The sequence below is a fragment of the Sphingomonas sp. GW821-FHT10F09 genome, from assembly GCF_058809195.1.
Genome location: NZ_JBXASI010000001.1, coordinates 860,965 through 880,374, shown reverse-complemented (window position 1 = coordinate 880,374; position 19,410 = coordinate 860,965). Strand labels below are relative to the sequence as shown.

Sequence of the window (19,410 nt, the reverse complement as noted above, 5' to 3'; positions counted from 1 at the left end):
ACGTCCGATCCTCCCCCGCCGGGGGGAGGATCGAAGGACGTCAGAACGTCACCACCGACCGTGCGAGCGTGCCCGTCTTCAGCTCCGCCAGCGCATCGTTGATGCCGGTCAGCGGGACCCGCGCGGACACCAGCGCGTCGAGCTTCAGCCGGCCCTGCATGTACAGATCGACCAGTCGCGGCATGTCGACCGGGAAATGGTTCGATCCCATGAACGAGCCTTGCAGCTTGCGCTCCATCAGCAGGTCCATCGCGCCGATATCGAAGCTGGTCCCGATCGGCGCGACACCGACGACGGTGCACGTGCCCCCCTGCCGCAGCATGCGAAACGCCTGCTCGACGGTCGGCTTCAGGCCGATCGCCTCGAAGCTGTAATGCACGCCGCCACCCGTCAGCTCGCGCACCATCTCGACCACGTCTCCGGTCGATCCGTCGATGATGTCGGTCGCGCCCATCGTCTGGGCCAGCGCGAGTTTCCCGGGCACCCGGTCGATCGCGATGATCCGCGCGGCACCGGCGATCAACGCCGCGTTGACGATCATCAACCCGACACCGCCGCAGCCGATCACCGCGACGGTCGACCCCGCCTCGATCCGCGCGGTATGGACGACCGCGCCATAGCCGGTCGTCACCGCACAGCCGATCACGGAGGCGAGATCGAGCGGCATGTCGCGGCGTATGGCGACGCAGGATCGCTCGTGCACCAGCATCATCTCGGCGAACCCGCTGAGCCCGCCGACCTGATGGACGCGCTTGCCTGCGGCATTGGTCATCCGCGGCGGCGCACCGCGCGGCCGGTCGATCTCCTTGACCTGACAGATCGACAGATGCCCCGTCACGCAATCCTGACAGTGTCCGCAAAAGCCCGAGACGCAGGTGACGACATGATCGCCGACCTTCACCCCGCGGACCTCGTCGCCGATCGCCTCGACGACCCCCGCCGTCTCGTGGCCCAGCACGGCCGGCATCGGCGCCGGGAACGATCCGTCCGCCATGTGCAGGTCGGAATGGCAAACGCCGGTCGCCGCGACCCGGATCAGCACTTCGCGGGGGCCCGGCGTATCGACGTTCAGTTCCTCGATCTGGAACGGCTGGCCGCGTTCGAACAGGACGGCAGCTTTCATCACACACTCTCCGGCAGGGTTTTGAGGCGATCGCGCACCGCGCGTCGCAGGATCTTTCCGGCCGCGTTCTTCGGCAGCATGTCGACCACTTCCAGCGTCTTGGGCCGCTTGTAGCTGGCGATCCGCGCGCGCGCCCAGGCGAGCACGTCGTCCGCATCGACGACCATGCCCGGCTTGGCGACGACGACCGCATGGACGCATTCGCCCCACCGATCGTGCGGCACGCCGACCACCGCGACCTCGGCGATCGCCGGATGCCCGTAGATCGCGCTCTCGACCTCGGCGGGATAGATGTTCTCGCCGCCCGAGCAGATCATGTCCTTCACGCGGTCCTTGATATACAGGAACCCGTCCGCATCGAGGTAGCCCGCGTCGCCCGACCGCAGCCAGCCGTCCGCATCGATCGCCTCCGCGGTCGCGTCGGGCCGGTTCCAATACCCCTTCATGACGCCCGATCCGCGGACCAGGATCTCGCCGATCTCGCCCGCCGGCAAATCCGCGCCTTCGTCGTCGACGATCCGCACTTCGGTCGCGAAGGTCGGTTTGCCGGTCGAGCGCAACCGATCCGCATCGCGGTCGTGGTGATCGGCCGGTGCCAGCATCGCCATCACGCCGTTCGATTCCGTCATGCCGTAGGTGCCGACGAAGTCGCAGCGCATCCGGTCGAGCCCTTCCTTCAACAACCCGACCGGGATCGGCGCGGCGCCGTAGAGGAACTTGTCGAGGCTGGTGAAATCCACCTCGGCCGACCTGGGATGCGCCAGCATCATCTGCAGCGCGGTCGGGACGAGGCCCGTCATCGTCACCTTATGGCGATCGATGTCGGTGAGAATGCGCTCGATATCGAACTCGCGGTGCAACACGACGGTCGCGCCCGTGAACAAGGGCCGCAACAGCAATTCCAGCCCGCCGACATGGAACAGCGGCAGCACGACGAGACAGATTTCATCGCGCGAGATACCCCACCACGACGGGGTTTCGGGTGCGTCGAGCCCGCAATGGCGGATGAAGTTGCGGTGCGTGATCATCGCACCCTTGGGATGCCCCGTCGTCCCCGACGTATAGATCAGCATCGCGACGTCGTCCGCTTCCACGGCGATGTCCGGCTGCTTGTCGGACGCGCTGCCGCCCAGATCGAAATCGGTGTCCGCAAACCCGATCACCGTCCGCCCCGCTATCGCGTCGGCCGGAACGAGGCCCTCGAGCCCGCGCTCGATGAACAGCATCGAGGGCGCGGCGTCGCCGACGATATAGCCGATCTCGGTCGAGGACAGGCGCCAGTTCAGCGGCACCAGCACGGCGCCTGCCTTGGCGATGGCGAAGATCAGTTCGACGAAGCCGGCATTGTTCTTCGACAGCACGGCGATCCGGTCGCCGGGCTTCACACCGGCCTGCACGAGCCGGTTCGCCATCGCCGACGTCCGGCGGTCGATCTCCGCATAGGGGAACGCGCGATCCTCGACGATCAGCGCGGTCTTGTCGCGCACCGCCCCCCCGATCGGTCGCACGACGTCGGCGAGCGTGACGTAATCCTCGGCGCGCATCCCGCGTCTCCCTTCAGCGACCGGTGAACGCGGCCCGGCGTTTCTCGACGAACGCGGTGACCCCTTCCAGATGGTCGTCGCTGGCGGCGATGTCGGACAGCGTCCGTGCCTCCGCCGCGGACTGTTCGTCCCAGGTCGATTCGAGCGACTGGCGGATCAGCTGCTTGGCACCCCCCATCGCCAACGTCGGCCCGCGGGCCAGCTTGCGCGCGAACGCGATCGCCTCGTCCTTCAGGCTGTCCGCGGGGAAGGTCCGGTTGACCAGCCCCCATTCGACCGCCTGCGCCGCGGTGAACCGTTCGCCCAGCAGCGTGATCTCCAGCGCGCGGCGCTCGCCGACGATCCGCGGCAGGAAATAGCTGACCCCGCCGTCGGGACTGAGCCCGATATGCCGATAGGCGAGCGTGAATTGCGCATCGTCCGCCGCCAGCGCGAAATCGGCGCAGCACATCAGGCTGATCCCCATCCCCGCGGTGATGCCCTGCGCGGCGACCACGACCGGCTTGGGCATCCGCCGCAGCCGGTGAAAGGTAAGATGCCCGCTGACGATCCGCCGCTCCATGCCGGACGCATGACCGAACCGATCCGCGGTCAGCGCATCGTGAAAGCCGTGCACGTCGCCGCCAGCCGTGAAGGTCTCGCCCTCGCCGCGGATCAGCACCGCGCGCACCGCATCGTCACGCTCGAAGCGATGGACGATCTCGGTCATCTGCTGCGCCATCTCGGCAGTGAACGCGTTGCGCCGCTCGGGACGGTTGATGACGAGCGACCCGACGCCGTCGGTCACGTCCGCGATCAGATAGTCGGCCATGCTTCTCTCCAAGGTCGGCAGCGGTGTTCCGCCCTGGCCGCATACAACAACGCCTGCATATAGTTCGCAAGCGTTCTTTTTATCGATGATCGTCGAGCAGTCGTTCGGCGAGGTCGGCCCAGTCGCGTGCGCCGTTGCGTCCATCATGCAGCGCACGCGCGTTGCCGGCCAGCGTCCGCTTGTGCACGCCCTGCGCGATCGACGCCAAACGGAAGGCGGAAAAGCCGAGGTAGAAGGCGAAATCGTCGATCTGCCCCCGCCCGCTCGCCGCGCAATAAGCGTCCACGAATTCGGCTTCCGTCGGAATACCGGTCGCGGCGAAGTCGATCGTCGCATTGCTGCCCCAGTGCATGAAGTCGGCATGGTAGAAGAGGCAGAAGAAGCCGAGATCCGCCAGCGGCGCGCCGAGCGTCGACAGCTCCCAGTCGAGCAGGGCGATCACATCAGGCCCCGCGGGCGCGAACATGATATTTTCCTGCCGGAAATCGCCGTGGACGATCCCCGCCCGTTCGTCCGCCGGAATACGCGTCGGCAATGCCGCCATGACGCGCTCCATGCTGGCGATGTCGTCGGTCTGCGCATCACGATACTGGCGCGACCAGCGCGCGATCTGGCGTTCGAAATAATTGCCCGGCCGCCCGAAATCGCCAAGACCGACGCTCGACGGATCGATTGCGTGAAGCGCGGCCATCGTCGCGGCGATCGCGTCATACGCCGCCGCCCGCTGGTCGCGGGCCATGTCGGCGAAACGATTGTCCTTGTAGATCCGCCCTTCGAGGAACAGCATCAGGTAGAACGGCGTCCCGATCACGCCTGGATCGTCACAATAGGCGAGCATCTCGGGCACGGGCACCGCGGTATCGCGCAGGGCGGCCATGATCCGGTATTCGCGATCGACCGCATGCGCGCTGGCCAGCAGCGCGCCCGGCGGCTTCTTGCGCAGGACATACCGCGCACCGGTCGCGGTATCGGTCAGCAGGAAGGTCGGGTTGGACGCGCCACCGTGGAACTGCGCGATCTCGAGCGGTCCGACGAACCCCTCCAGCACGCCGCGGCAATAGGTTTCCAGCGCCGGCCGATCGAATGCATGACCGCCCCAGACCGCACCGACGCGATCGAGCGCGCCGACGCCGCTCACAACCGTCCGAGGATCGAGATCGCCGCGATCCCCTGATACGGCACGCCGCCGAGATTGTGCGTCAGCCCGAGCGACGGGTCCTTCAACTGCCGCTCGCCCGCACGACCGAGCAATTGGGTATACGTCTCATATGCCATCCGCAGCCCGGACGCCGCGATCGGATGACCGAAGCATTTGAGCCCGCCATCGATCTGGCAGGGAACGCCGCCGTCCGCATCGTAGAACCCGTCGAGGATATCGGTCGCCGCGCGGCCCTCGGCGGAAATGCCGAGGTCCTCCATCGTCACGAATTCGGTGATCGAGAAACAATCGTGCACCTCGATCATCGACAATTGCTCGCGCGGATTGTCGATCCCCGCTTCGGCATAGGCGCGTTTGGCCGCGTTGCGCGTGTTGCGGACGTAACTGCCGTCCCAGTCGGACATCGTCGTCTCGGTGCCCGAGCTGATCGACAGCTGGATCGCCTTGATCGTCACCAGATCACGCTTGCCCAGCGCGCGCGCGATCTCAGGCGTCGTCACGATCGCGCACGCGGCGCCGTCCGACACGCCGCAGCAGTCGAACAGCCCGAGCGGCTCGGCGATCATCGGCGCCGCCAGGATCTGCTCCATCGACACCGCCTTGCGCAGATGCGCCTTCGGGCTGTGCTGGCCGTTCTGGTGGCTCTTCCACGATACATGCGCGATCGCCTGCTTCAGATCCTCGCGGCTCGTCCCGTGCTTGCCGCGATACCCGGCCGCCAGCTGGGCGAACCCCGCGGGTGCCGAGCCGAGAGGCAGCCAGAGGTCGTTGAACGTGCCCTTGTATGGCGACGGCAGCCCGCCATAGCCGGTATCCTTCAGCTTCTCCGCACCGATCGCCAGCGCGATATCGCACGCGCCGCTCGCCACCGCATAGGCGGCACCGCGCAACGCCTCGGTGCCGGTCGCACACATATTCTCGAGCCGCGTGACCGGAATGCCGTCCAGCCTCAGCGCGACTGCCGCCGGGATCGCCGAATTGCCGACATTCACCGAATCGAGCGCCGACCCGTACCAGGCCGCGTCGATCTGGCCGCGCTCGATGCCCGCATCGGCCAGTGCCTCGTCGAACGCCTCCGCCAGCAACTGGTGCGTCCCGGCGTCCCAACGCTCGCCGAACTTCGAACATCCCATGCCGAGGATCGCGACCTTGTCCTTGATGCCACTAGCCATGATGCGCCTCCGCGACGGGTGTCGCTTTCCAGAAATAGCGGTTGAAGCCCCGCGCCTTGTCGCGCTCCTTGATCCGGTAGACCATGCGCAGCGGCGTTCCCGTCTCGAGCTGTTCGGGCGCTGCATCGACGATCTCCATCAACAGCCGCGCATGGTTGTCGAACGCCACGAACCCGACGGCGAGCGGCGGTGCGGGGTGATAGGAGAGCCAGTCCGACGTCACCGTGAAGATCGCCGCCGGTTCATCGGCAAGGCTGATCGGGGCAAGTGCGTCCGACGGCGCGTTGCACGCCGGGTTGACGCAATAGGCGAGCACCGGGAACTGCACGGTGCCACACATTGCGCACTTGCCGCCGGTGAAGGTATCGAGCTGGTCGGAGACCCGGTATTGCTCGGTCAGCGCCGCCTTGCCGGTCTTCTCGCCGCGCATCCCCCAGTCGAGCGCGATCTGGTCGTAGAAGCTGAGCATCCGCAGATAGTCGCGCGTGACGATCTTGTCCGCGACCGCCCCCGCGACGCCGCGCGCCGCCGTCGGTCGGCCGCACAGGTCGGTCGCCTCGAACAGCAGGACGTCGACGCCCTGCCCGAACCCGATCATCAGGATCCGCTCGCCCGGTTTTGCCACCGCGAGCGTTTCCGCCAGCATCAGGAACCCGTGCGCGACGCCGCAATAGCCGATGGCCGGCTCGAACGCGCCCGCGACGGTTCCGGCGAACCCGATCTGCTTGCCGATCGTCGCGCCGATACCGCGGACCGGTGCCGGCAGGACCAGATGCTGGACATCCGCCGCCGCGATGCCTGCGACGGCGAGCGCCGCCTTCACCGCCTCGGGCACCAGCTTGGCATAGCCCTCGTCGCGGATCCACCGCTCCTCCCAGGCATAGTCCGACGGCTGGTCGGCGCTGCGAAACCGGTCGACGAAATGCGCCTGACGTGAGCTCGCCGCGAGCAGCGTGGCGATCACGCCCTCGCTGCCCGTCGTCACCGCCGCAGCGCCCGCCCCCGTCTGCATCTCCGCGACGCTGGCCGGCAACGCACGCGGCTTTTCGCTGGCGACGATCAGGGCATCGCCGTCCGCCGCTTCCAGCGCCTGGATCAGCGCGGTCGTTCCCGCCCGCTGCGATCCGGCGGCGTTCGACGTCCGCGTGTCGTGATCCAGCCCCAGCGCCGATGCGACGATCACGGCATTCGACAGGTCGGCATAAGGAAAGGTGGTCGAGGCCAGGCTGATCGCGGAAATCGCATCGCGCCGCCTTCCGGCAAGGCAGTCGCGCGCGGCCTCGACCGCCATCGTCACGACATCCTCGTCCCAGCTGCAGAAGGCGCGCTCGCCCTTGCCCGCTGCCTTGAGCGACGGGTTCATCCATGCATGCGCCGCCGCGATCGCCGCGCGTTCGATCCTGAGGCGCGGCACATAGGCCCCGAACCCGGTAATCCCGTACGCCATCAGACCGGATCCCACGAAAACACCTGCCCCGATTTGGTCGGTGGCAGGAATGCCGGTGAGAATGCCGGGATCGCGCGGTCGAGTACGCTTTCGGGCGTCCACCCGTCGGCGGTGTGCATGATCTGCACCGGGCGCGTTTTGCTGAAGAAATAGATCTCATTGTTGCGCACGCCAAAGATCTGGCCGTTGACGCTGGCGCGTGCCGCATCGGACATCAGCGCGACCGCGAGCGGTGCGATCCGCTCGGGCACCATCGTCATCAGCCCCTCGACGCGTTTTCTCTGCTCGGGAGTCTCGTTGGGAATGGTGCCGACCATCCGCGTCCACGCGAACGGCGCGATGCAGTTCGACACCACGCCGAATCGCTCCATGTCTAGGCTGATCGAGGTCGACAGGCCGACCACGCCCATCTTCGCCGCCATGTAATTGGCCTGGCCGAGATTGCCGATCAGCGCCGAACTCGACGTCATGTGCACGAACGCGCCGGCCCCTTGCGCCTTCATCTGCGGCGCAGCGGCGCGCGCGACGTAGAACGGCCCCTTCAGGTTGACGTCGATCACCAGGTCGAAATCGTCCGGGTCCATCTTGTGGAAGATCGTGTCTCGCAGGATCCCCGCATTGTTGACGACGCCGTCGACGCGCCCGAAATGATCCATCGCGCACGCCACGATCCTGAGCGCCCCTTCGTAGGTCGCGACGCTGTCGGTATTCTCGACGGCACGCCCCCCGGCGTCGACGATCTCGCGCACGACCTGCGCGGCCGGGGCCTCGTCCGATGCATCGCCGCCCGGCGACACGCCTAGATCGTTGACGACCACCGCCGCGCCGGCTCGCGCCGCCTCCAGCGCGATCCCGCGACCGACGCCGCGTCCGCCGCCGGTGACGATCACCACTTTGCCGTCCAGCATCCTCGCCATGCCCTCTCTCCTGCGCCCGTCTCTCGAGATAGGACGGTTGCGTACAATCTGCTTATGGATCGATGGGTCACACCGTCAAGCACGAACTATAATAATGTTGACGATAATGAGGCTTACCTGTTTGATTGCCCGGGTCATCCCGAAAAGCCCCTTGATAGTTCGCCAGCGTACGATACGCTTAGGTCAACAGAATGGGAGACGATGATGAGGTTATGCGAAGGCCGGGTGGCCGTCGTTACCGGCGCAGGTCGCGGCGTCGGCCGGGCCTATGCCGAGATGCTCGCGAAACACGGCGCGAAAGTCGTCGTCAACGATCTGGGCGCGGCCGCCAACGGATCGGGCAGCGACACGACCCCGGCGGAAGAGGTCGTCGCCGCGATCCGCGCGGCGGGCGGCGAGGCGATCGTCGACACCGCCGACGTTTCCGACTGGAAGGCATCCGAGGCGCTGATCGCCAATGCCGTCGACACGTTCGGCCGGCTCGACATCCTCATCAACAACGCCGGCATCCTGCGCGACCGCATGCTCGTCAACATGAGCGAGGACGAATGGGATGCGGTGATCAGGGTCCACCTCAAGGGCACATTCGCGCCGACGCATCACGCGGCCAACCACTGGCGACGGCAAAGCAAGGCCGGCGAACCGGTCGACGCGCGGGTCATCAACACCACGTCGCATTCCGCGATCTTCGGCAATATCGGCCAGGTCAATTATGCGGCGGCAAAGGGCGGCATCGCCGCGTTCACGATCGTCGCCGCACGTGAGCTTCAGCGCATCGGCGTGACCGTCAACGCGGTCGCACCCCGCGCGAACACGCGGATGACCGAAGGCCTGCGCGAATGGACGGACGAGGAACGCACCAGACGCTCGCCGGACTGGATCGCCGCGCTGGTGACATGGCTCGCCAGCCCCGAAGCCGCGCATGTCAGCGGCCGCGTGTTCGAGGCCTGGGGCTATGGCTTCGGCGTCGCCGAAGGGTGGCAGCACGGCCCGATGACCGACGCCTCGCAGGATCCGACCGAGATCGGCCCGCGACTGAACGCGATCCTCGACGCCGCCCGCCCAAATGCCGGCATGGACCGCGACACGGTGATGAACCCGTGATCGCGCACCTGACCGGCACGCTCGACCTGACTCTGGTCGCCGAAGGGCTGGGCTTCCCCGAGGGGCCGATCGCTATGGCGGACGGCTCGGTCCTGCTCGTCGAGATCCGTGCCAAGCGATTGTCGCGGATCGCGGCGGACGGCGGTTATTCGGTCGTCGCGCAGTTCGAAGGCGGGCCGAACGGCGCCGCGATCGGTCCCGATGGCGCGGTCCATATCTGCAACAACGGCGGCATGGCGTTCGTCGACCTGCCCGACGGAGCGGGCATCCCGATCGGCGCCGCGGCGGATCATGCCGGCGGCTCGATCCAACGCGTCGACCTCGCGACCGGCGCCATCACCACGCTCTACACGACCTGCGAGGGCCAGCCGCTCAACAGCCCGAACGACCTGGTGTTCGACACGCATGGCGGTTTCTGGTTCACCGACATGGGCCGCACGCTGCCGACGGGACACGATGCGGGCGCCGTCTATTACGCGCGCGCCGACGGCTCGGGCATTCGCAAGATACGCGGCGGCCTGCACAGCCCCAACGGCATCGGCCTCTCCCCCGCGGGCGACCGGCTCTATTTCGCCGAAACCGTGACCGGCCGCGTCTGGTGCCATGCCATCGTCGCGCCCGGAGAGATCGGCGCGTCGGGCGATATCTGGACGCCCGGCGACGTGCTCGGCCCGCTGCCCGGGTATCAACTGCTCGACAGCCTTGCGGTCGATGCCGCGGGGAACGTCTGCGTCGCGACGCTCATCAACGGCGGCATCACCGCCTTCGCACCTGACGGCAGCACGACCACGCATTATCCCGTCCCCGATCTCGCCACGACCAACATCTGTTTCGGCGGGCACGACATGGCGGATGCCTGGATCACCGCGTCGAGCACCGGCCGGCTCTACAGGACGCGCTGGCCGCGCCCCGGCCTGCGGCTGGCGTATCAGGCGTAGGCGCGGGCATCGCCCGATGGCCCCCTTGCTTGACCGCTATGCGGCATGGTGCGAATGCTTACGGTAAGCAGCGTGAAGGTACAGTCCATGCGTCCAGCGACGCCGCACCAGAAATTCGGGTTCCTGATCCACGACGTGTCGCGGATGCGTCGCACCTTCTTCGATGCCGCGCTCAAACCGCTCGGTATCACGCGCGCGCAATGGTGGGCGCTCGGCAACATCTCGCGCCACGCCGACGACGGCATGATCCAGACCGAACTCGCGCGGATCCTCGAAACCGGCAAGGTTTCGGTCGGCGGGTTGATCGATCGCCTTGAGGAGGCGGGTCTGGTCTTCCGTCAGGCGGACAAGGTCGATCGCCGGGTGAAGCGGATCTTCATAACGCCCAAGGGCTTCGAACTGATCGACCATATGGTGAAGGTCAGCGAAGACCTCGACCACACGCTGTTCGACGGGATCGCCGACGAAGAACTCGCCGCCGCCGCTGACGTACTCGCGCGCACCAAGGCCAATATCCGCGCCGCGCTGAAGGACGAAACGGTCGCCGACCCCCTGCCCTCCACAGTGCCGAGGAAGCGCCGCAAGCCCGCCGCCGAACCGGTCGCCGCGGAGTAGGAAGCGGCATGCCTCCCCCGCCTGCGGGAGGCACGAGGAGCTGACGGTCCGGACCGCTCAATAGCTCTTCGGCAGGTCGAGCACCTTCTCGGCGACGAACGAGAGGATCAACTGCTCGGTGATCGGCGCGAGGCGGGTGACGGCGACCTCGCGGTAGAGCCGCTCGACATGATATTCCTTGGCATAGCCGAACCCGCCATGCGTCGCGATCGACTGCCAGCAGCTGTCATGCCCCGCCCGTGCGCCGAGAAATTTCGCGCTGTTCGCCTCCGCACCGCAGGCCAGCCCGGCATCGTATAGCCTGGCCGCCTGCATCGCCATCAGCCATGCGGACTCCAGATACATCCAGCGTTCGGCGAGCGGGTGCTGGATCCCCTGATTCTGGCCGATCGGCCGATCGAACACGACCCGTTCGCGCGCATAGGCGGCGGCACGGCGCAGCGCGTCCTGACCGATCGCAATCGCCTCCGCCGCGATCAGGATCCGTTCGGGGTTCAGGCTATGCAGGATATAGCTGAAGCCCTTCCCTTCCTCGCCGATCCGGTCCTCGTCCGGGATGAACAGCCCGTCGATGAAGATCGCATTCGAATCGACCGCCTTGCGGCCCATCTTAGGAATCTTGTGGACGTCGACCTTGCTACGATCGAGGTCGGTGTAGAAGATGGTGATGCCGTCGGTCGGGCGTGCGCAGTCCTCATACCGCGTGGTCCGCGTCAGCAACATGATCTTGTTGGCGACCTGCGCGGTCGAGGTCCAGACCTTCTGCCCCTTCACCAGATAGCCGCCGTCGACCTTCTCGGCGAAGGTTTTGATCCGCGTGGTGTTGAGCCCGGAGTCGGGTTCGGTGAAGCCGAACGCCACCTGGTCGTCGCCCGCGATCAGCCGCGGCACCCAGCGCGCCTTCTGCTCGGGCGTCCCCTTCACGACGATCGGATGCGGCCCGAACAGGTTGATGTGGACCGCCGACGCCGCGGTCATGCCGCCGCCGTGGCTCGCCACCTCGTGCATCATCACCGCCGCCTCGGTGACGCCGAGCCCTGCGCCGCCATAGGCTTCGGGCATGGTGATGCCGAGCCAGCCGCCGTCCGCCATCGCCCGGTGGAAGTCACGCGGAAAGGCGCCGTCCTCGTCGCGGGCAAGCCAGTATTCGTCGTCGAAGCGGGTGACGATCGATCGCACGCCTTCGCGGATCACGGCCAGATCGTCGCTCTCGTGTCGCTGGTCCATCATGCCTCCCCTGCCGCGGCAAGTGTGCGCCGGGCCGCCTTCAAATGCGGAATATCGTACATCTTCCCGTCGATCCCGAGCGTCCCCGCCCCCGGCTCGGCGGCAAATGCCGCAACGAGGCGACGGGCGTGTGCGAGGCCTTCCTCGGACGGGCTGAAGCAGGCGTTGATCGTCGCGACCTGATCGGGGTGGATCGCGATCCGCCCGGTGAAACCGTCGCGTCGGGCGGCCCGGCAATCCGCGGCCAGTCCCCCGGTATCGCGAAAGTCCGCGTACAGCGTATCGATCGGCGCCACCCCGGCGGAGGCCGCCGCGAACAGGCATTGCGCCCGCGCGACGCGGTAGGGCAGCGTCCAGTCGCCCGCCGTATCCCTGTTGTCGGTCGCGCCGATCGCCGCGCTGAGATCCTCGGCCCCCCAAGTCATTCCGACCAGTCGCGGATGCGCCGGCGTGTAGGAGCCGAGCGCAAACATGGCGCGCGGCGTTTCGGTCGCGACTACCGCGATCTTCACGGACCCGATCGGCAGGCCGGCGGCCTGTTCGAACGCGTCCAGATAATGCCCGACGCGGACGACGTCCGCGGCACTGTCGACTTTCGGAACGAGGATGCCGTCGAGGCCGGCGCGGACGACCGCGGCGAGGTCGGCGAGCGTCAGCCTGGTATCGAACGGATTGATGCGCACGAAAAAGCGCCAGTTGCGCGCACCCCCGTTTGCCAGCAGGCTCGTGACATGCGCGCGCGCCGCATCTTTCGCGCCCGGTGCGACGGAATCCTCCAGGTCGAGGATCAGCGCATCCGCACCGCATCCCTGTGCCCTGGCGAACTTGCGCTCGCTGTCGCCCGGGACGAACAGCAGCGACCGCAGCCTCATGCCGGCCGCGCCATCATCAGCGCGGCGCGCGTCGTCCGGCATACGATATCGTCCTGCTGGTTCAGCCCGACATGCTCGAACGTGACGATCCCCTGCCCCGGCCGTGACGTCGATGGCCGCAGCGCCTTCACCTCGGTCCGGCTGCGGATCGTGTCGCCCGCAAAGACGGGTTTCGGAAACACCGTATCGGTCATGCCCAGATTGGCGACCGTGGTGCCGAACGTCGTATCCTGCACGGTCAACCCGATCACCAGGCCGAGCGTGAAGATCGAGTTCATCAGCGGACGCCCGAACTCCGTCGTGGCGGCATAGGCATGATCGATATGGATCGCCGCCGGATTATAGGTCAGCGACGAAAACAGCATGTTGTCCATGTCGGTCACGGTGCGCCGAACCTCATGGTCGAACACGCGACCGACCTCGAAATCGTCGAACCAGAGTCCGGGCATCCTGCTCTCCTGTCGTTCGACGCCGGGCTGTCCATGCCGCCTCCGGTCGCCGATCCTCGACCACCTTTCTATCGCCCCCGTATCAGTAAGCAAGCATATCGTTATTAACATCACGACTTGTCGCGCCGGATCGTATCGCCTAGCGTGCGGCCATGACGCCGACCCGGTTCACGATCTACGATCTCGCTGCGGTCCTGCCGCCGGGGGGACGGACGTTCGTGCAGGGCTGTTCGGCGCAATCGTCGATCCTGGCCGAAGCCGTTGCGATCGCTGGAGACGCGCTGGGCGCGATGACCTTCACCGGTATCCAGGTTCCCGGGATCAACCGCGACGACTGGCTCGCCAATCCCGACTGCCGCTTCGAGACGTTCTTCATGACGCCCGAGTTGCAGGCGGCCGGCGACGCGGTGACATTCCTGCCGTTCTGCTACGCCGATATCCTGTCCCACCTGCGCGCGACGCCGATCGATGCGGCGCTGTTTAGCGTGTCGCCGCCGGACGCGAACGGCCTGTGCAGCTTTGGCCCGACCGTCGATTTCCTCGCCGAGATCTGGCCGTCGATCCCGCGCCGGATCGCCCACATCAACCCGCTGTTGCCGCCGACATCGGGTCCGACCGGCATTCCGTTCGCTGCTATCCATGCCGTGATCGAGGGCGAGGCCGCCGTGCCGGAAGCCCCCGACGGTCAAGCCGATCCGGTCAGCCTCGCGATCGCCAGGCACGTCGCGGCGCCGATCGGCGACGGATCGACCGTCCAGACCGGCCTCGGCAAGCTGCCCGGTGCGGTCCTGCGCCTGCTGGCGGACCGCCGCGACCTGCATATCCATAGCGGCCTGATCGGCGACGCGGTGCTCGACCTGCTCGACGGCGGCGCGATCGCCGAGGGCGCGCATGTCACCGCCGGCGTCGCGATCGGCACGCGGCGGCTGTACGATGCGCTGCCCGGCAGCGGCATCCGCTTCCATCCGGTTTCGCAGACGCACGCCCCCGCCGTGCTCGCGCGGATCCCCCGCTTCGTCACCGTGAATGCGGCGATCGCGGTCGATCTCTATGGTCAGGCCTTTGCCGAAACGACCGGGCAGGGCTGGATTTCCGGGTCAGGCGGCGCCACCGATTTCGCGCGTGGTGCGCGTGCCGCCGGCGGCGTGCGGATCGTCGCGCTGCCGAGCACCGCCAGGACCGGCAGCCGGATCGTTTCCCCCGGCATGGCGCGCGGCCCCGTGTCGCTCGGCCGCATGGATATCGATATCGTCGTCACCGAACATGGTGCCGCCGACCTGCGCGGATTGACCCACGACGGACGCGCCGCGGCGCTGATCGCGGTCGCGGCGCCGGATCATCGCGAGACGCTGGCCCGCGCATGGCGCGACGGGTCCCCCTGATATCAGCCCCAAAGGAGCCACCATGGCCAAGGTCATCATCACCTGTGCGGTCACCGGATCGATCCATACGCCGTCCATGTCGCCCCACCTGCCCGTCACGGCGCAGGAGATCGCCGACGCCGCGCTCGGTGCGGCGGAAGCCGGGGCCGCGATCGTCCACCTCCACGCCCGCGACCCCGCCGACGGCCGCCCCGACCAGAGTCCGGAGGCGTTCGAGCCGTTCCTGAAGGTCATCAAGCAATCCTCCGACGTCGTCGTGAACCTGACGACCGGCGGCTCGCCCTATATGTCGGTCGAGGAACGCGTCCGCCCCGCCGCGGTCTGGAAGCCGGAAGTCGCGAGCCTCAACATGGGATCGATGAACTTCGGGCTGTTCCCGATGCTGAGGCGGTTCACCGACTTCCGGCACCAGTGGGAGCCCAACATGCTGGAGGGCAGCCACGACCTCGTCTTCCGCAATAGCTTCAAGGACATCCGCTACGCTCTGGAAACGCTGAACGAGACAGGCACCCGCTACGAGTTCGAATGCTACGACACCAGCCACCTCCACAACCTGCATTATTTCTACACCGAGGGCCTCGTGCAGGCGCCGCTGTTCATCCAGACGGTGTTCGGCCTGCTCGGCGGTATCGGCCCGCATCCCGAGGAAGTGCTGCACATGAAGCGGACCGCCGACCGCCTCTTCGGCGATGCCTATCACTGGTCGGTGCTGGGTGCAGGCAAGAGCCAGATGGGGATCGCGGCAATGGGTGCTGCGATGGGGGGCAACGTCCGCGTCGGCCTGGAGGATTCGCTGTGGATCGGCCGCGGCAAGCTCGCCGGGAGCAATGCTGCGCAGGTGCGACAGGTTCGCCAGATCGTCGAAGGCCTCGGCCTTGAGATCGCGACCCCGGACGAGGCCCGGGCAATACTGCAACTGAAGGGCGCCGACCGCGTCGCATTCTAGACGACGTCGCGCAAAAAAGGGCGGTCGCCGGAACGACCGCCCGCAGGAGGAGCTCAGAACTTGAAGCTGGTGCGCAGCCCGTATTCGCGCGGCATGCCCGGATAGCGGACGATCGTGTCGATCGCGGAGGTCACCCCGGTCCAATAGTATTTGTTGAACAGGTTCTTGCCGTACAGCGAGATGGCCCAACCGTCGGCCGATCCGATCCCCAGCGTGCCGTTGACCAGCGTCCGCTGCCTGATCCGGAACTGGTCGAGCCCGGCAAAGTCGGCGTTGGTCTTGCTCTGGTAGATCACCGTCCCCGACGCGTTGAGGCTGAGATTGCCGGTCAGCGGCGCATCATAGGCCAGCGTCGACGTACCCTGATATTTCGGCGTGTAGGCGAACGGACGACCCTGGAAATTGGTCGCGGTGCCGAGTTCGGTGAAGTCGGGGAAGCTGCTCTGGATCTTCGAATTGAGGCAGGCGCCCGATGCGGAGAAGGTCAGCGCCGGGACGATCCGCCACGTCAGGTCGCCCTCGATGCCATAGACCCGGCTCTTGGGCACGTTGCGGATGCGCGACAGCGTGCCGAAGATCAGATCGGTGACCCGGCCGAAGATCTGCTTGTTCTTGTAATCGTAGTAGAAGCCGTTGACGTTCAGCTGGATACGCCGGTCGAACAGGCCGAGCTTCGTGCCGACCTCGTATGACGTCAGCTCTTCCTGCTGCACGGGGTTGAGCTGCGTCTCGACGCTGGCCGCGAAGATCGGGAACACCCCCGCCTTATAGCCGCGCGCGACCGAACCGTAGAACAATGTCGTGCTGCTCGGCGTCACGGTGCCGGTGACGTTCCACGAGAAGTTCGTCTCGCTCTGGTCGCGCCTGACGATGTCGACGAACCGCGTCAGGTCGGTCGCCAGCGTATAGCATTGCCCGGGTTGCAGGTCGTACCGGCCCCCCGTCCGCGTCAGGATCGGATAGACGGTGTTGACCAGCGCGACGTTGCCGCCGCGATAATCGCGCACGCACCCTTCGAAATCCTGCTTGTCGTTGGTGTAGCGCCCGCCCGCGGACAGCTTGAAAAGGTCGTTGAACTTGTATTCCGCGTTCGCGAACCCCGCGTAGACGTTAGAATTGATCGCTCCGCGTACGTCGTAGTTGCCGAAGCTGCGGCGAAGCTGCGCTGGCGTGTACCGGGTCTGCGGCAGGATCTGCGCGAGGCCGCGCAGCGTCGCGATCTGCCCGTTCTGATCGTTGTAGCCGATGTCCCGCTCGGTCGCGCGATCGTCCGCGAAATAGCCGCCGACCGACCAGTTGAACCGATCGGACTCACCGACGAGGCGCAGTTCCTCCGATACCGAGCGGATCCGCCCGGTCGTGTCCTGGAAGATGCTTTCGGTCTGCACGCCGCCCGCGTCCGACACGTCGCGGTGGTGCAGTTCGTTATAGCTGGTGAGCGACACCAGCCTGACCGTATCGGTGAACGCATAGGACAGGTTGAGCGAGCCCGCGCCGAACCGCGAATCGGTCAGCGGCCCCGGATGCAGGATGCCGATGTCCGCCTGCGGCTGGTTGCCGATCGAATTCCAGTCTGCCTGCGTATTCCTGGTCGGGTTCGGGATAATGCTCGCCGCGGTCAGCGGGTTCGCCACCGGGCGACCGCCATAGATGTAGAACGTCGCCTGCGGCACGAGGCTGTCGCCATAGCGCGCCCAGGCGGTCCCGGTCAGCGTCGCGGTGAACGGCCCGCCATTGCCGAAGTCGATCGTCGAGCGCAGCCCGTATTGATGGATCTTGCCGATCCGCTCGTTGCGCGTGACGCTCCTTTGCCACCCCTCGTTCCGGTGCTGGCTGTCGAATGCGACGCGGACGCGGACGCTGTCGGACACCGGCCCGCTGACGAACCCGCTGGCATTGACCGTCTGGTAGTTGCCCGCCTCGAACGTGAGGCCCGCCGTGAACGTCGAGGTTGGCTTGCCGGTGACGTAGTTGATCAGCCCGCCGGTCGCGTTACGGCCGTACAGCGTCCCCTGCGGTCCCTTAAGCACCTCGACCCGGTCGATGTCGAACGACACGCCCTGCGCCATGTACGGATAGGGCAGCGCCGCCTGATCCAGATACAGCCCGATCGGTGCGGTCGATGACGGGTTGCGCGTGTTGAAGCCGATCCCGCGCAACGTGTAGACGGTTGCGCCGCCATAGCTCGACGTCGCCTGAAATCCGGGCACCAGCCCGACCAGGTCGGTCGGATCGTTGACCTGCTGCCGGACCAGCTGCTCCGCCCCCAGCGCGGTAACCGACACGCCGACCCGCGACAGCGACTCGGCACGACGTTGCGCGGTCACGATGATGTCGCCCACCTGCGTATCCGGCACGGCCGGGTCCGTCGCCGACGGCGCGGCGGTCGAATTCTGGTCGTCCGCATTCTGCGTAGGGTCCGCGCCGGACGTGGCGCGCGCGGGGACTTCCGCGGGCGAGACCTGCGCCGTGGCGGGCAGGCTCCATGCCATCGACGCCACGAGCGCGGTGGTCGACGCCGATGCGAACAAGGTCTTCACGATCATGATCCTCCCTTTCGCCCGATTCTATGCCGGGCTGCTTTGTGGACGTGTGGTGTCGCCGTCTCAGTCGGCGAACGCGGCCTCCCGCTCGATCATCCCGGTCAGGCGGTTGCGGATGATGTCCTCCGCCTCGCCGATGATCCGGTCGATCAGCACCCGGACGGTCGGCACGTCGTCGATCAGCCCCTGGACCATGCCCGCAGACCAGATCCCGTGCGTGGTATCGCCGCTGTCGAGCCCCTCCTTGCCGCGCACGCCTCGCACCAGATGCGCGATGTCGGCGAACGGCTTGCCCGCGCGTTCGTTTTCCAGAACCTGCTGGCTGATCGGGTTGCGCGCGACGCGGGCGGTGTTGCGATAGCTGCGATAGACGAGGTCGGTCGCGCGTTCGTCGTTCTCGACCATCGCGGTCTTGAAATTCTCGTGAATCGGCGCCTCCTGCGTGGCGCAAAACCGCGTACCCATGTTGACGCCGTCCGCCCCCAGCGCGAGCGCGGCGACCAAGCCGCGGGCATCGCCGAAGCCGCCGCTCGCCAGCATCGGGATCGTCAACACGTTCGCCGCCGCCGGGATCAGAATCAGGCCGGGGATGTCGTCTTCGCCGGGATGCCCGGCGCATTCGAAGCCGTCGATCGACACCGCATCCACGCCCTTGCGCTCGGCGGACAGGGCGTGGCGCACCGACGTGCATTTGTGGATCACCTTGATCCCCGCCGCCTTGAACATCGCCCACTGCTCGGCGACAGCGGGTGTCCCCGCGGTCTCGACGATGGTGATGCCCGCGTCGATGACCGCCTGCGCATAGCCGTTGTAATCGGGCGCATTGATCGTCGGGAACACCGTCAGGTTGACGCCGAACGGCTTGTCCGTCAGCGCCCGGGTCTTCGCGATCTCCTGCGACAGCGCGCCGGGCGACGGCTGCGTCAGCGCGGTCAGGAAGCCGAGGCCACCGGCGTTGGCGACCGCTGATACGAGCGGCGCTAGACCGACCCACTGCATGCCACCCTGCGCGATCGGGTGTTCGACACCGAACAATTCGGTGAAGCGCGTTTTCAGCATTCGGCTCTCCTTCGCCGCCATCTCATTGGATAGCTTGCGTACGGGTTATCGCGCAGTTTGTGGTGATGATCAATATAATTCGTTTGCGTACTGTTTGGGTGG

The 19,410-nt window shown here is 66.7% G+C and carries 17 protein-coding genes; 5 read left to right on the top strand and 12 right to left on the bottom strand.

Translation table 11 applies throughout. The features are described from left to right. Positions 1-40 precede the first annotated feature (40 nt). The 7 genes from AC1RTO_RS04215 to AC1RTO_RS04185 all read right to left on the bottom strand — a co-directional run bounded on the left by AC1RTO_RS04215 (position 41) and on the right by AC1RTO_RS04185 (position 8,173). Positions 41-1,123, bottom strand: a complete 1,083-nt coding sequence (locus AC1RTO_RS04215) for a Zn-dependent alcohol dehydrogenase (protein ID WP_493159645.1) — start codon at positions 1,121-1,123, stop codon at positions 41-43. Continuing rightward, positions 1,123-2,667 (bottom strand): o-succinylbenzoate--CoA ligase, encoded by a 1,545-nt coding sequence (gene menE / locus AC1RTO_RS04210; protein WP_493159644.1) that lies wholly within the window; start codon positions 2,665-2,667, stop codon positions 1,123-1,125. Before menE ends, AC1RTO_RS04215 begins: the two co-directional genes overlap by 1 nt. Before the next feature lie 13 nt (positions 2,668-2,680). Further along, positions 2,681-3,478, bottom strand: a complete 798-nt coding sequence (locus tag AC1RTO_RS04205; RefSeq protein ID WP_493159643.1) for an enoyl-CoA hydratase/isomerase family protein — start codon at positions 3,476-3,478, stop codon at positions 2,681-2,683. A 79-nt stretch (positions 3,479-3,557) separates the two neighbouring features. Then, positions 3,558-4,616 carry a phosphotransferase family protein gene (locus AC1RTO_RS04200; RefSeq protein WP_493159642.1) on the bottom strand — a complete coding sequence of 353 codons (1,059 nt, stop codon included), beginning with the start codon at positions 4,614-4,616 and terminating at the stop codon, positions 3,558-3,560. Beyond that, positions 4,613-5,809, bottom strand: a complete 1,197-nt coding sequence (locus tag AC1RTO_RS04195; RefSeq protein WP_493159641.1) for an acetyl-CoA acetyltransferase — start codon at positions 5,807-5,809, stop codon at positions 4,613-4,615. The genes AC1RTO_RS04200 and AC1RTO_RS04195 overlap by 4 nt, the downstream gene beginning before the upstream one ends. Beyond that, positions 5,802-7,256 carry a 3-hydroxy-3-methylglutaryl CoA synthase gene (locus tag AC1RTO_RS04190; protein WP_493159640.1) on the bottom strand — a complete coding sequence of 485 codons (1,455 nt, stop codon included), beginning with the start codon at positions 7,254-7,256 and terminating at the stop codon, positions 5,802-5,804. The genes AC1RTO_RS04195 and AC1RTO_RS04190 overlap by 8 nt, the downstream gene beginning before the upstream one ends. Next, positions 7,256-8,173, bottom strand: coding sequence for an SDR family NAD(P)-dependent oxidoreductase (locus tag AC1RTO_RS04185; protein ID WP_493159639.1), 918 nt, complete (start codon positions 8,171-8,173; stop codon positions 7,256-7,258). The genes AC1RTO_RS04190 and AC1RTO_RS04185 overlap by 1 nt, the downstream gene beginning before the upstream one ends. A gap of 225 nt (positions 8,174-8,398) precedes the next feature. Between AC1RTO_RS04185 and AC1RTO_RS04180 the strand changes: the two genes are divergently transcribed. The 3 genes from AC1RTO_RS04180 (at position 8,399) to AC1RTO_RS04170 (ending at position 10,830) form a co-directional block, all read left to right on the top strand. Next, complete coding sequence (locus tag AC1RTO_RS04180) at positions 8,399-9,277, top strand: SDR family NAD(P)-dependent oxidoreductase (RefSeq protein WP_493159638.1); 879 nt, start codon at positions 8,399-8,401, stop codon at positions 9,275-9,277. Beyond that, complete coding sequence (locus AC1RTO_RS04175) at positions 9,274-10,215, top strand: SMP-30/gluconolactonase/LRE family protein (RefSeq protein WP_493159637.1); 942 nt, start codon at positions 9,274-9,276, stop codon at positions 10,213-10,215. Before AC1RTO_RS04180 ends, AC1RTO_RS04175 begins: the two co-directional genes overlap by 4 nt. Positions 10,216-10,302: 87 nt before the next feature. Next, positions 10,303-10,830 carry a MarR family winged helix-turn-helix transcriptional regulator gene (locus AC1RTO_RS04170; RefSeq protein WP_493159636.1) on the top strand — a complete coding sequence of 176 codons (528 nt, stop codon included), beginning with the start codon at positions 10,303-10,305 and terminating at the stop codon, positions 10,828-10,830. A gap of 57 nt (positions 10,831-10,887) precedes the next feature. Here the strand turns inward: AC1RTO_RS04170 and AC1RTO_RS04165 are convergent, their stop codons facing one another. From AC1RTO_RS04165 to AC1RTO_RS04155, 3 genes are read right to left on the bottom strand one after another with little or no spacing between them, the layout of a single operon-like run. Then, positions 10,888-12,060 carry an acyl-CoA dehydrogenase family protein gene (locus tag AC1RTO_RS04165; RefSeq protein ID WP_493159635.1) on the bottom strand — a complete coding sequence of 391 codons (1,173 nt, stop codon included), beginning with the start codon at positions 12,058-12,060 and terminating at the stop codon, positions 10,888-10,890. After that, positions 12,057-12,929: an HpcH/HpaI aldolase/citrate lyase family protein gene (locus AC1RTO_RS04160; RefSeq protein WP_493159634.1), complete on the bottom strand. Its 873-nt coding sequence runs from the start codon at positions 12,927-12,929 to the stop codon at positions 12,057-12,059. The genes AC1RTO_RS04165 and AC1RTO_RS04160 overlap by 4 nt, the downstream gene beginning before the upstream one ends. After that, on the bottom strand, positions 12,926-13,489 hold the full coding sequence (locus AC1RTO_RS04155; RefSeq protein ID WP_493159633.1) for a MaoC family dehydratase: 564 nt from the start codon (positions 13,487-13,489) through the stop codon (positions 12,926-12,928). The genes AC1RTO_RS04160 and AC1RTO_RS04155 overlap by 4 nt, the downstream gene beginning before the upstream one ends. A 41-nt stretch (positions 13,490-13,530) precedes the next feature. On the opposite strand from AC1RTO_RS04155, the gene AC1RTO_RS04150 reads away from it, so the two are divergent. After that, the gene (locus AC1RTO_RS04150; RefSeq protein ID WP_493159632.1) at positions 13,531-14,760 is read left to right on the top strand and encodes an acetyl-CoA hydrolase/transferase family protein; all 1,230 of its coding nucleotides are present in this window, start codon (positions 13,531-13,533) and stop codon (positions 14,758-14,760) included. 22 nt (positions 14,761-14,782) lie between these two features. Next, positions 14,783-15,706: a 3,5-dioxohexanoate:acetyl-CoA acetone transferase gene (gene kce, locus AC1RTO_RS04145; RefSeq protein WP_493159631.1), complete on the top strand. Its 924-nt coding sequence runs from the start codon at positions 14,783-14,785 to the stop codon at positions 15,704-15,706. 53 nt (positions 15,707-15,759) lie between these two features. Here kce and AC1RTO_RS04140 read toward each other — a convergent pair whose 3' ends face one another. Both AC1RTO_RS04140 and AC1RTO_RS04135 read right to left on the bottom strand, forming a co-directional pair. Continuing rightward, positions 15,760-18,252, bottom strand: coding sequence for a TonB-dependent receptor (locus tag AC1RTO_RS04140; RefSeq protein WP_493159630.1), 2,493 nt, complete (start codon positions 18,250-18,252; stop codon positions 15,760-15,762). Between the two features lie 60 nt (positions 18,253-18,312). Continuing rightward, positions 18,313-19,308 (bottom strand): NAD(P)H-dependent flavin oxidoreductase, encoded by a 996-nt coding sequence (locus AC1RTO_RS04135; protein WP_493159629.1) that lies wholly within the window; start codon positions 19,306-19,308, stop codon positions 18,313-18,315. Between the last annotated feature and the right edge of the window lie 102 nt (positions 19,309-19,410).

Excerpts from the sequence above, each read along its gene's own strand:
- AC1RTO_RS04150 (WP_493159632.1), top strand. The coding sequence starts at position 13,531 with ATGACGCCGACCCGGTTCACGATCTACGATCTCGCTGCGGTCCTGCCG.
- AC1RTO_RS04185 (WP_493159639.1), bottom strand. The coding sequence starts at position 8,173 with ATGGCGAGGATGCTGGACGGCAAAGTGGTGATCGTCACCGGCGGCGGA.
- AC1RTO_RS04205 (WP_493159643.1), bottom strand. The coding sequence starts at position 3,478 with ATGGCCGACTATCTGATCGCGGACGTGACCGACGGCGTCGGGTCGCTC.
- AC1RTO_RS04190 (WP_493159640.1), bottom strand. The coding sequence starts at position 7,256 with ATGGCGTACGGGATTACCGGGTTCGGGGCCTATGTGCCGCGCCTCAGG.
- AC1RTO_RS04140 (WP_493159630.1), bottom strand. The coding sequence starts at position 18,252 with ATGATCGTGAAGACCTTGTTCGCATCGGCGTCGACCACCGCGCTCGTG.
- kce (WP_493159631.1), top strand. The coding sequence starts at position 14,783 with ATGGCCAAGGTCATCATCACCTGTGCGGTCACCGGATCGATCCATACG.
- AC1RTO_RS04135 (WP_493159629.1), bottom strand. The coding sequence starts at position 19,308 with ATGCTGAAAACGCGCTTCACCGAATTGTTCGGTGTCGAACACCCGATC.
- AC1RTO_RS04165 (WP_493159635.1), bottom strand. The coding sequence starts at position 12,060 with ATGATGGACCAGCGACACGAGAGCGACGATCTGGCCGTGATCCGCGAA.
- AC1RTO_RS04155 (WP_493159633.1), bottom strand. The coding sequence starts at position 13,489 with ATGTTAATAACGATATGCTTGCTTACTGATACGGGGGCGATAGAAAGG.
- AC1RTO_RS04160 (WP_493159634.1), bottom strand. The coding sequence starts at position 12,929 with ATGAGGCTGCGGTCGCTGCTGTTCGTCCCGGGCGACAGCGAGCGCAAG.
- AC1RTO_RS04195 (WP_493159641.1), bottom strand. The coding sequence starts at position 5,809 with ATGGCTAGTGGCATCAAGGACAAGGTCGCGATCCTCGGCATGGGATGT.
- AC1RTO_RS04170 (WP_493159636.1), top strand. The coding sequence starts at position 10,303 with ATGCGTCCAGCGACGCCGCACCAGAAATTCGGGTTCCTGATCCACGAC.
- AC1RTO_RS04215 (WP_493159645.1), bottom strand. The coding sequence starts at position 1,123 with ATGAAAGCTGCCGTCCTGTTCGAACGCGGCCAGCCGTTCCAGATCGAG.
- menE (WP_493159644.1), bottom strand. The coding sequence starts at position 2,667 with ATGCGCGCCGAGGATTACGTCACGCTCGCCGACGTCGTGCGACCGATC.